Raw genomic sequence first — 10400 nt, 5'->3', positions numbered from 1 at the left:
GGCCCGTGGGCGCGGCCCCCCCGGGGCGCCGCGAGCCCCCCCCGTCGGGTGGTGTGGGGCTATTGTGCCTTTCACCCCCCCCCCGGGGGGGGGGGGGGGCCCCCCCCCCCCCCCCCGGCGGGGATCGGCAACTGGACGGGGGTCAAGATCAGGCCACGTCGCCCGCGTCAGGACAGCTACGTTCGCGTGCTCGTACGCTGCCCCACCGAGGCCACCGACGCGATCGTGGCCGCCAAACCGTTCAACCCGCCGGGCTCCAGGACGTTCCGCACACAGCTGGGCGTCGGGATGAGGAACAACCGAGGCTTCGACAAGATGTACCTCTCCTACGACGCGCTCCTCGGCCGGCGCCGGGTCACGCTGAAATGCGTGAAGGTCACCATGCTGGAGCACCCGCGCAGGAGAGTGATCGATCTGGTCAGCCGATCCGACACCTACGTCTTCGTCCGGAGGTTCGAGCCCGGCAAGTTCTGACCGTCGGCCGGCGACTCAGACGGTGCGAACGCAGGCGCACTGGCAGGCCGCGAGGGTGCTCTCCGCAACCTCTGCCGCTTCCCGCGTGGCGGCTTCGGTCCCGGCGGCAGCGACCGCCACTGCGGCGCGGCCTGCGGCCTCGGCCTTGCCGGCGCGTGGCCGGCCCGCCACTGCCGCACGCTCTTCGACCTCGGCCTTCTTGTCGCGCGGCCAGACCACCAGTGCCGTGCCGGCTCCGATCACCGCCAGGCCCGCCAGCACGGTCCAGGTGGTCGTGAAGCCCGCCTGCGTGGCGACCCACCCGGCGATGGGATAGGTGACCAGCCAGGCCAGGTGGGACAGCGAGAACTGGGCGGCGAAGACCTCGGGGATCCCGGCGGGATCGACCGCCCGGCGAAGCACCCGCCCGGTCGGCGTGACGATCAGCGCCATCCCCCCGCCGATCGCCACCCAGATCACCCCCGTCGCCAGGGGTGCGGCGACGCCCGCCGTGGACATCGTGACCGCCGCGCCGACCGCGACCACCAGCACGGCGGCACCGGCGAGCATCACGAACCGGTCCGCCACCCGGTCCAGGACGCGCGGGAGGACGAGGGCCACCAGCAGCGTCCCCGTCCCGGACGCGGCGAGCACCCAGGCCACGTCCGACTGGCCTCCGCCGAGAACGTCGCGGACGTAGTTCACGGTGTTGACGACCACGATGGAGCCGACGGCGGCGACCACCAGGTTCAGTGCCATGACGCCGCGCAGACTCGGGGTGGCCGCGAACGTGCGGATCCCCGACACGGCCCGGTCCCAGGCGTTCGTGTGCGCACTGGGGCGCGCGTCGGGGATGCGCGTGGACAGCACCAGCAGCGCGGAGACCGCGAATCCGGCGGAGGTGCCGAGGAACAGCAGGTTGAACGACATGAAGGTGAGCGCCACGGCCGCGAGCACGGGGCTCAGCAGGCTCTCCATGGTGTAGGCCACCTGCGATGCGGACAGGGCGCGGGTGTAGTCGGCCTCCTTGGTCACGATGTCGGGGATGACCGCCTGGAACGTCGGGGTGAAGGCCGCGGACGCGGTCTGGAGAAGCCCGATCAGGACGTAGATGTGCCACACCTCGGTGACGAACGGCAGCGCGATCACCACCACGGCGCGCACCACGTCGAGGATCGTGAGAAACCGGCGTCTGGGCAGCCGATCGACGTACGCGGCCGCGAGCGGTGCGACGATCACGTACGCGACCATCTTGATCGTCAGCGCGGTGGCGAGAACCGCACCGGCCCGCGGACCTGCGAGCTCGTACGCGAGCAGCCCCAGCGCGACGGTGGCCAGACCGGTACCGAACAACGCGATGACCTGAGCGGTGAACAGCCGCCGATAGTCGCGAATCGCGAACAATCCCATGTCCGTCTCCTCCCGGGCAACCGCAGCCACCATCAAGCTCATACCCCCCAGGGGTATCTTCAGGAGGCTTTATATACCCGGCGAGGGTATGTGTCAACGTAGGAGTTCGCGTCCGGCATGCTCGATGGCACCGCCACCCGACTCGCCACCGCCGTGATGCCAGACCCACTCCGGGCCGAAGACGCCATCGGCGAAGCGGGCCGAGCACGACCTGCTCGACCCGCTCGTCCGTTTCCTCGGCGCGGAACCTACTCGGTCCAGACGGCCTGGGCTCCGCTGTGGCCCGCCCGTACGACGGCGACAGTCCCTCCCACCCCGCCGATCAGAGCCATGATCACCAGGACGATCACCGCGGCGGCGTGCCACCACGGCCGCGGGCCGGTGCTCTGGAAGATCGAGCGCCTGCGGTGGATGTATCGGGTGGCCACGGAGAGGCCCAGCGCGGCGAGCCAGAGCACGATGACGAACGGCAGCACCTGCTCACCCTGCTCCTCGTGGGCTTCGACGAGTTCGGTCTCCCCGACGGTGTGGGCCAGCGTCTCGCCGCTGGTGATCGACAGTGGCACGGCGACCAGTGCGATGGTGGCGACGAACAGCACCGCCGGCCACAGGCGCCGGGCCGCGGCGGGCCAGAACGCCATCAAGATGGTGCCGAGCGCCGCGAGTGGCAGGCACACGACGGCGGCGTGCACGACCAGCGGGTGCAGGGGCAGGCCGAAGAACATCAGGAACCCTGCTCGGGTAGCTGATCCAGGGCCTGCTGGAAGGCGCGGGCGTGGCCGGCTTCGTCCTCGGCGTTGTTGGCGAAGCGTTCGGCCGCCCGGGTGTCGCCCGCGGCCTCGGCGCGCTTGGCGAAGGCCGGGTACATGGTCCGGGACTCGTACTGTTCGCCGGCGATGGCCTTGGTCAGGTTGGCGTGCGTGCTGCCGACCAGCCCGGCCAGCTTGGCCTCGCCGGCGAAGTGCTCGTGGAGCTCGACGTCGGAGGTGCCGCGGAACAGCTTCGCCACGGCCGGGTTCTTGGCGTGCTCGGCGTACTGCCGGTATTTGGCGTACGCGAGCGCCTCGCCGTGCATGGCCGTGTCCAGGTCGGTTTCGGTCTGCCGGGCGTGGACCTGGGGCTTCCCCTGCGGTACCTGGACCGCGTCGGCCTTCGGCGGCTTCGGCACGGTGCCCTGGCCGGACTCGACGGCGTGCAGGGCCACGCCGAACGCCCGGGCGTGCCTGCCTTCGTCGCGGGCGGCCTCGGAGAAGCGGGCGGCGGCGCGGTCGTCGCCGTCGGCCTTGGCCTGGCGGGCGAAGCCGGGATACATCTGCCGGGACTCGTAGGTCTCCCCGGCCACCGCGGCCCGCAGGTTCTCGGCGTCGCCGCCGACCAGGCCGCTCAGTTCGGCGGCCTCCCTGAAGTGCTCGCCCAGTTCGACGTCGGCGGTGCGCTCGAACAGGCGGGCCACCGAGGGCAGGTTCTCCCGCTGGGCCTGGGCTGCGTACAGGCGGTAGGTGGCATTGGCGTACGCCTCGCCGCGCATCGACTGCTGGAGATCCTTCTGGGTCTGCGGGCTGGGCTGGTCCGGCGATGTGGCGGATGCGGCTAGGGCGCCGACGGCGGGCGTGCTGAGTGCGATGGTGAACGCGCCCGTGACGAGGGCGCGTGCGGACAAGGCGATCATGTAGACCTCCCCGCCTGGTGCGGATAGCTGCGGCCATCACCAGAGGACTTACCTGCCCAAGCTGGTGGATAACGGCCTGTATGGCAAAGCAGGGTGAAGCGTGCGGGCCGGAGGCAAAAGGCGGTTCATGCGCGGGACGAAGCACGTCCAGGGAGGGCGTGCACGCCGGAATTTTAGAGCCGGCGACCGCACCTTCGGCCTTCCTGGCGCCGCGACCCGCACGGCTCGTGTCTTCGCCCAGGGGTACGGCGTCGCCGAGGTGGAGACCGGCCGTCCCGTGGACGCCGAGCGGACCGTCTTCGCCCCCGCGTCGGTGGCCAAGCTGATCACCGCCACCGCCGTCATGCAGCTCGTCGAACGGGGCCGGATCGACCTGAACGCCGACGTCAACCAGTACCTCACCACGTTCAAGATCGACGACGCCTACCCGGGCCGGCCGGTCACCATGGCGAACCTGCTGACCCACACCGCCGGGTTCGCCGGCGGCGACTTCGGCACCGGCGCGGCCACCGCCCGTGATGTGCACCCGCTCGGCGCCCACCTCGCCGACCACCAGCCGCCCCGGATCCGGCCGCCCGGCGCCAGGGCCGTCTACTCCAACTACGGGATGGGCCTGGCCGGCTACCTGGTCGAGGTGCGCTCGGGCCTGCCCTTCCACCAGTACGTGCAGGAGAACATCTTCCGCCCGCTCGGCATGACGCACTCCAGCATGGCCCAGCCCGAGCCCGCCCCCGTCGCCCAGGCGCTGGCCCCCGGCTACCGTCTCCAGGACGGCCACCAGGTCCGGGCCGACGGGGCAAAATACGGGCACATGCCGCCGCACGGAGCCGGCTTCCGCTCCACCGCCACCGACATGGCCGCGTTCATGCTGGCCCAGCTGGCCGGTGGCGGGCGGATACTCAGGCCGGACAGCGTGCGGCTCATGCAGAGCCGCCACTTCGGCAACGCCGAGGGCACCGCCGGCATGGGGTACGGCTTCCAGGAGTACTTCAGGAACGGCCGGCGCCTGCTGGTGCACCGGGGCAACATTCCCGGCTACTTCGCGATCATGGCGCTGATCCCCGACCGGGGCATCGGCGTCTACGCCTCCTACAACGGCATCGGCAAGGGCGGCCCCGACTCCGCCTGGTCCCTGGTCAACGCCTTCGCCGACCGCTTCGCCCCTCCCCCGCCCCGGCGGGCGGCACGCCGGGCCCGCTGCCCGACGTCGCCCAGTACACCGGCACCTACCGTACGGCCCTGGCCGCCGACATGACCGACCTGGGCAAGCTCAGCTCGCTCACCAGCACCGTGACGGTCAGCGCGACCGGCGACGGCCTCCTGACCACCACCGGCGCGGTCGCGCTCGGCCCCACCGAGAGTCGCCAGTGGACGCAGATCGCCCCCGCCCTGTTCCGCGAGAAGAACGGCTACCGCACCATCCGGTTCCGCCCTGACGGCCTGCTGGCCACGGAGAACCCGGCGGGGCCGCTGGAGCGCCTGGCCTGGTACCAGTCGCCCACGGTGCACCTCGGCGTGCTCGGCGTGAGCCTGACCGTGCTGCTGTTGTCGGCTGTGGGCGGACCCCTCGCACCTGCCGTACGCCTGGCGCGCCGCCGCCGCAGGCCCGGCGGATCCAGTGACGGACCCGCACCCGCGGGCGCTATCGGGGCTGCCGCCGAAGCCGGGCGGACGGCGCACCGGCGGCCGGTTCGCGGGCCACGCCTGGCCGGGCTGCCCGCGTGGATCACGGCAGTGCTCGTCACGGCCTCCGCCGGATCCCTCGCGGCGATGTTCGCCGACTTCGACGCCAACCAGGCCGAGTTCTTCCTGGGCGGCAGCCCGTTGTTCACGACCATCACCACGCTGCCCGTCCTGGCCGCGGCCGGGGCCGGGGTGACGCTGGTCACCGCCGGGATGGCCTGGGTCAAGGGCTGGTGGACCCTGGCCGGGCGGGTTCACTGCACCGTCGTGGTCCTCGCCGCGCTCGCCTACCTGAGTGTGGCCGCCGCCTACAACCTGATCGGCTGAGAGCATCCGGCGACCCCGCCGCCGAACGGTCCGCACGAACGCTACGCCGTGGGTGCCGCGACCGCCTGCTCATCCACGGCGAGCGGCAGCGTCGTGGCACCGCATCGCACCGCACCGGCCCGCCGGGTCGGGTCAGCCGGCCGACCTGCGCTTGCGGTAGGCGCGTTGTTGGCAGGCTCGTGAGCAGTAGACGCGGGGGCGGCCCGAGGGGGCGGTTTCCAGTGGGGTGCCACACTCGGGGCATATTTCGTCACGGCTTTCGTCACGCTCCCGGATCAGCACCTCGACGCCGTCCAGGAGGCGGCGCAGGCCGAACGTGAAGGAGTCCTCCGGGTCGTCCCAGGCGCCGGTCTCCCACAGGCGCGAGAGGGCGGGAAAGCGGTCGAGGCGTTCGTACAGGGAGTCGCGGGCGCCCCACCACTCCTGCTCGGACACGCCGCTGCGGCTTTCCTCGCGCCGGGTCTCGGCCAGGAGCAGCGCCTCGGCGTCCACGAACCGGCCGAGCAGGCCGACCACCGCGACCACCTCGGACGGCCGCAGCGCGGTGCCGGTCAGCGCGCCGAGCATGTGGTCGTAGTGGGCGACCGCGTTCGGGCCCGGCAGGTGGCGGGAGCCGCGCACCTCGGCCAGCCACGGGTGGCGCAGGCGGAGCTCCCACGCCCGCCGGGCCGCCTCCTCCAGCCGCCCCCGCCAGCCACCATCGGCGTCCGGGGCGACGTCCGGCGGGGCGTCCGGCGGGGCGTCCGGGGCGGCTTCCGGGGCGGCGTCGAGGGCTTCGCCCAGCACCTCGTCGCGCATCAGGTCCACGAGCTGGTCGCGGCCGGGCACGTGGCGGTAGAGGGACATGGTCGTGAAGCCCAGCCGGTCGGCGACCTTGCGCATCGACAACCCTTCCAGGCCCTCGGCGTCGGCCAGCTCGACCGCGGCCCGCACGATCCGGCCCAGGCTGAGGCCGGGCCGCGGCTCCCGGTCCGCGTCCCGCCACAGCAGCTCGACCCCGTGGTCCGGGTCCCCCGCCACACCTCGCGCCATTGGCACCTCCCTCGTTTATGGTGTATTACTCCGTGTACGCCATAAACAGCAAAGGGGAAACCTGTGTTCCACTTCCATGTCGCACCCGGCGGGGACGACTCCTGGCCCGGCTCCCTCGAACGCCCCTTCGCCACCCTCGACCGCGCCCGCGAGGCCGCCAGGGAGTCCGGCGGGGAGTCCGTCGTCCACCTCAGGGGCGGCGTCCATGTGCTGGCCGAGCCTCTGGAGCTCACCGGGGCCGACTCGGGCACCGTCTACCAGGCGTACGGCCACGGCACTCCCGACCAGGAGGACGCCGTGCTGAGCGGCGGCCGGACGATCACCGGCTGGCAGGTGCGCGACGGCGTCTGGCTGGCCGACGTCGGCGGCCTGGAGACCCGCCAGCTCTACGTGGACGGCCGCCGCGCCGCCCGGGCCGGGATCGACGGGCTGCCCGGTTCGTCCCCGGCCGCGACCGCCACCGGCTACGTCACCGACAGCGCCGCGCCGCTGACCTGGACCAGCCCGCGGGACGTGGAGTTCGTCCACCGCGGCGTGTACCCGTGGACCGAGGGCCGCCTGCCCGTCGCGGACGTCGCCCAGGACGGCGGCCGGACCGTGATCACCATGGCGACGCCCGCCTTCGAGTGGGCCGCCGAGCTGTACAACTCCACCTGGGAGGGCACCACCACCGCCGGGCCCGGCCTGCCCACCAGGATCGAGAACGACCCGAGCTTCCTGCGCGAGCCGGGCACGTTCGTGCTCGACCGTTCACGGCCGGGCCACCACGTGCTGCGCTACCTGCCGCGTCCCGGCGAGGACCCGGCCCGTACGCGGGTGGTCGCCCCGGCGCTGGAGACCCTGGTACGCGGGTCCGGCGCGCGGCGGGTGACCTTCCGCGGGCTGACGTTCGCCGAGGCGACCTGGTTGCGCCCGAGCCGCCCCGAGGGCTTCGTGCACTATCACGGCAGCGGCTTCTACGAGGGCGGCGGCGTCGGCGTGGCGGAGCTGGGCGAGGGGGCGTCCGTGACGTATCCCACGGCTTCCGTGACGATTCCCGCCTGCGTCACGTTCGAGGACTGCTCGGACGTGGTGATCGAGGGGTGCCGGTTCATCAGGCTGGGGGCGTCCGGGCTGGGGCTGTCCGGCGGCGAGGGGCACGTCGTGCGCGGCTGCGACTTCGACACGCTCTCGGCGGGGGCCGTCGTGGTGACGGGCAGCCGGGGCACGGTGATCGAGGACAACCTGATACGCGGCGTCGGGCTCGAATATCCGGGATCGCCGGGGATCGCGGTGATGGGAACGTCCGGGTGCGTCGTCGCGCACAACGAGGTCAGGGACGTGCCGCACTGCGGGATCACCGCCGGGCCCGGCGAGGGCACCCGGATCGTCCGCAACCGGACCGTCGACACCATGCAGGTGCTGGCCGACGGCGGCGGCGTGTACGTGTCGGGGCCGCAGGGCGCTTCCCATGACGACGGGGCGCTGGTGCTGGGCAACGTCATCGAGGACACCCGCACGCCGTACAACTTCGGGCTCTACACCGACTACGGCGCCTCCTGGGTGCGGGTGGAGGAGAACGTCGTCGCGCGCGCCGACAACACGGCGGTGCTGCACGTGGGCCCGCCGCTGGAGAACGTCGTCTACCGGGGCAACTTCTGGGACGCCGACCCGCTCGGCCACGACGCCCCGCCACCCGGGGTCACGTACGAGGAGAACCACACCATCAAGGACGAGCAGGCACTGAACGCCGCGACCACCGCCATCCGCGCCCAGGCGGGCCCGCGCCGCGCCCTCTGACGAACGGAGGCATGTTCCGGCAGAACCAGGCATGGCCCGCCACCGGCCAGGTGCGGGAGCCGGGTTCGATCCAGCTTCCGGCGTACTTGGCGTTGGTGGTGGTGGCGCCGGAGGGGTACTGGACGGCGACCGGAAGACGAGTCCCAACAGAAAAGCCCAGCTGACCCCCAGGACTGATCCACTATGGGAGTGACCGTCCACCCCAGCCTGAAGCGTGCGCAGTTGCTCGGGGGGCCAAACGGCGGGGATCCCTTGTTGCCGGACTTGCTCCCCCAAGGCTTGCGCTGCCTTGGCGGCTTCCGCGTATGGGCGCGAGATCATCCCGCTAGTGCTCCATCCGGGCGGCGTCTCTTTCGCCCTCGTCGGGCCAGTGCGTTGCACCATGACCGCGCGCCAGGCTGTACGGCTGTGCCAGACCTTCACCCCCGCGCACGGTGCTGCCGGTCAACACGGAAGCCTCTCGATGACGACGGCGGTTCCACGACGGCGGTTCGACGCCGTCGTCGAACCGCCGCTCCAGGAAGTCCACAGGCCGCCGCCGCTAGGCTCGGATGTGTTGGGACGCAGCCGGGAAGGGATCCGATCATCAGCAGCGACTTTGCCTCTCCGCCGGAGGACCGGTCACGGCCGGCGCGCCGCCGCGTCACCGAAGCGGCCATCCTGAGCGCCCACGACCAGAGCCCGGCCGAGATCGCCCAATGGACGTGCCCGCATGGGCGGCATGCCGGCCACGGCTGCGTCGCCTGCTACCACGCCTGTGCCGACGCCGATCCGGCACATCCGCATTGGGAGGTCGCGGCGTGGTTCACCACCGAGCGGCCGATCCCCATCAGGGCGTTGCAGGACGTGCACCGCCACGACCGCGGGCTCACGCTGACCCAGCCGTCGACGCCCCTGGTCTACCTGCTGAGCGCACGGGTGAGAGCCGCCCTGGGCGTGGAGGCGGTGGCGGGAGTGGTGGGGTTCCTGGTGCAGAACCGGCACATCGTCGACACGTTCACCGTGACGGAGATCCGCGCCGTCCACTCCTGAACGCCCCCGCCGGGTGGGCCAGGTGCTCGGCCGCCGCCCTCCGGGGCGCTGGGCGGTATCCGGCTCGGTAGGGCGCAGATTTGCCCCACAAGTCCTCCACGCGCAAAACCGGAGACGAGCTCACCTCAATGGGGCGGGCGCTGCGCGTGGCCGTGGGCGGCCTCGGCGGCGCTGCAACTGCTCTCCCCAGGCATGGCCTGGACGCGGGAGGGCCACCACACCTCGACGCCCTGCGGGCCCACCCGGGCGAACAAGCATGTTCCCGGACGTTCCCGCAACGCGACGCCGATCACGCCGTCGATCTCGGCCACGTCCTTGCCGATGCGGTCGTCGAGGTCCAGGTGGTCCACCGTCTCCTGGGCGGCCGCCAGGTCGGGGGTCTTGGGCAGATGCGTCTCCAGCCACGCGAAGGCGTCGCCGGGGATCGCCGCCGGGGAGCGAAAGACCCGGGGCTCGCCCGCCGGGCAGTCGACCTCGTGCACGTCGGCGTCGGCATAGGACACCCAGATCTCGAAGCAGACGGATGCCACCGCTTACCTGGACGGGGACGGGCCGTGGGTCGCTTCGTAGGCGCGCGTGGCGGCGTCCACGGGCTGCGGCCGGCCGTCCGCGCCGACCCGGCCCGTGGCGCGGATCCGCAGCAGCACCCGTCCCTGGTCGGTGGTGCTGTACCGGGTGCCCGTCACGGAGTACACCTCGACGTCCTCGTCCCGGGAGAGCACCCAGCCGACGTCTTCGGCGTTCCAGTCGAGGCCACGGCCGAGTCGCGCGGCGATCTCCTCGGCGTGCACGCGCGCGGCCCGTACGGCGGGATCCTCGGCGCAGGCGCTGAGCACGAGCAGGACGGCCAGGAACACCAAGGGGAGTCGGCGCACCCTTCCTCCCTACCTCACCCCGGCGGCGGGGACGGCCGACGTGTCCGGACGGTGACCTGATCGCCGCGAAAGGCGTGCAACGCCTGGGTTCGCGCCGGACATCAGGCGGCGGATGACCGAGCAGGTGAGCCCGGCGCCGG

The 10400-nt window shown here is 72.3% G+C and carries 11 protein-coding genes; 5 read left to right on the top strand and 6 right to left on the bottom strand.

Annotated elements, in window-relative coordinates; genetic code table 11:
* Positions 1-186 precede the first annotated feature (186 nt).
* Complete coding sequence (locus ABT158_RS31445) at positions 187-474, top strand: hypothetical protein (RefSeq protein WP_352359557.1); 288 nt, start codon at positions 187-189, stop codon at positions 472-474.
* Positions 475-489: 15 nt separating this feature from the next.
* On the opposite strand, the gene ABT158_RS31440 is transcribed toward ABT158_RS31445, so the two are convergent.
* From ABT158_RS31440 to ABT158_RS31430, 3 genes are all read right to left on the bottom strand, one after another.
* A complete protein-coding gene (locus ABT158_RS31440) occupies positions 490-1863 on the bottom strand; it encodes an MFS transporter (RefSeq protein WP_352359555.1) in 1374 nt (457 codons plus the stop codon).
* A gap of 248 nt (positions 1864-2111) precedes the next feature.
* On the bottom strand, positions 2112-2588 hold the full coding sequence (locus ABT158_RS31435) for a DUF2231 domain-containing protein (RefSeq protein WP_352359553.1): 477 nt from the start codon (positions 2586-2588) through the stop codon (positions 2112-2114).
* Entirely contained in the window at positions 2588-3532 is a 945-nt protein-coding gene (locus tag ABT158_RS31430) for a ferritin family protein (protein WP_352359551.1), read from the bottom strand. Before ABT158_RS31430 ends, ABT158_RS31435 begins: the two co-directional genes overlap by 1 nt.
* Positions 3533-3659: 127 nt before the next feature.
* Between ABT158_RS31430 and ABT158_RS31425 the strand changes: the two genes are divergently transcribed.
* Both ABT158_RS31425 and ABT158_RS31420 read left to right on the top strand, forming a co-directional pair.
* Positions 3660-4787, top strand: coding sequence for a serine hydrolase domain-containing protein (locus ABT158_RS31425; RefSeq protein ID WP_352359549.1), 1128 nt, complete (start codon positions 3660-3662; stop codon positions 4785-4787).
* Positions 4784-5542, top strand: a complete 759-nt coding sequence (locus tag ABT158_RS31420) for a hypothetical protein (protein WP_352359548.1) — start codon at positions 4784-4786, stop codon at positions 5540-5542. The genes ABT158_RS31425 and ABT158_RS31420 overlap by 4 nt, the downstream gene beginning before the upstream one ends.
* A gap of 132 nt (positions 5543-5674) precedes the next feature.
* On the opposite strand, the gene ABT158_RS31415 is transcribed toward ABT158_RS31420, so the two are convergent.
* Positions 5675-6574 carry a TetR/AcrR family transcriptional regulator gene (locus ABT158_RS31415; RefSeq protein WP_352359546.1) on the bottom strand — a complete coding sequence of 300 codons (900 nt, stop codon included), beginning with the start codon at positions 6572-6574 and terminating at the stop codon, positions 5675-5677.
* 63 nt (positions 6575-6637) lie between these two features.
* Between ABT158_RS31415 and ABT158_RS31410 the strand changes: the two genes are divergently transcribed.
* Both ABT158_RS31410 and ABT158_RS31405 read left to right on the top strand, forming a co-directional pair.
* A complete protein-coding gene (locus ABT158_RS31410; RefSeq protein WP_352359544.1) occupies positions 6638-8353 on the top strand; it encodes a right-handed parallel beta-helix repeat-containing protein in 1716 nt (571 codons plus the stop codon).
* 837 nt (positions 8354-9190) lie between these two features.
* Positions 9191-9385: a hypothetical protein gene (locus ABT158_RS31405; protein WP_352359542.1), complete on the top strand. Its 195-nt coding sequence runs from the start codon at positions 9191-9193 to the stop codon at positions 9383-9385.
* Positions 9386-9510: 125 nt separating this feature from the next.
* On the opposite strand, the gene ABT158_RS31400 is transcribed toward ABT158_RS31405, so the two are convergent.
* Positions 9511-9915, bottom strand: a complete 405-nt coding sequence (locus tag ABT158_RS31400) for a hypothetical protein (protein WP_352359540.1) — start codon at positions 9913-9915, stop codon at positions 9511-9513.
* A 3-nt stretch (positions 9916-9918) separates the two neighbouring features.
* On the bottom strand, positions 9919-10260 hold the full coding sequence (locus tag ABT158_RS31395; protein WP_352359538.1) for a hypothetical protein: 342 nt from the start codon (positions 10258-10260) through the stop codon (positions 9919-9921).
* Positions 10261-10400 lie beyond the last annotated feature (140 nt).

Origin of the sequence: Nonomuraea sp. NPDC001636 (assembly GCF_040298265.1) — a bacterium.
In the GTDB taxonomy this organism is placed as follows: domain Bacteria; phylum Actinomycetota; class Actinomycetes; order Streptosporangiales; family Streptosporangiaceae; genus Nonomuraea.
This window is presented reverse-complemented; position numbering and strand designations above follow the sequence as displayed.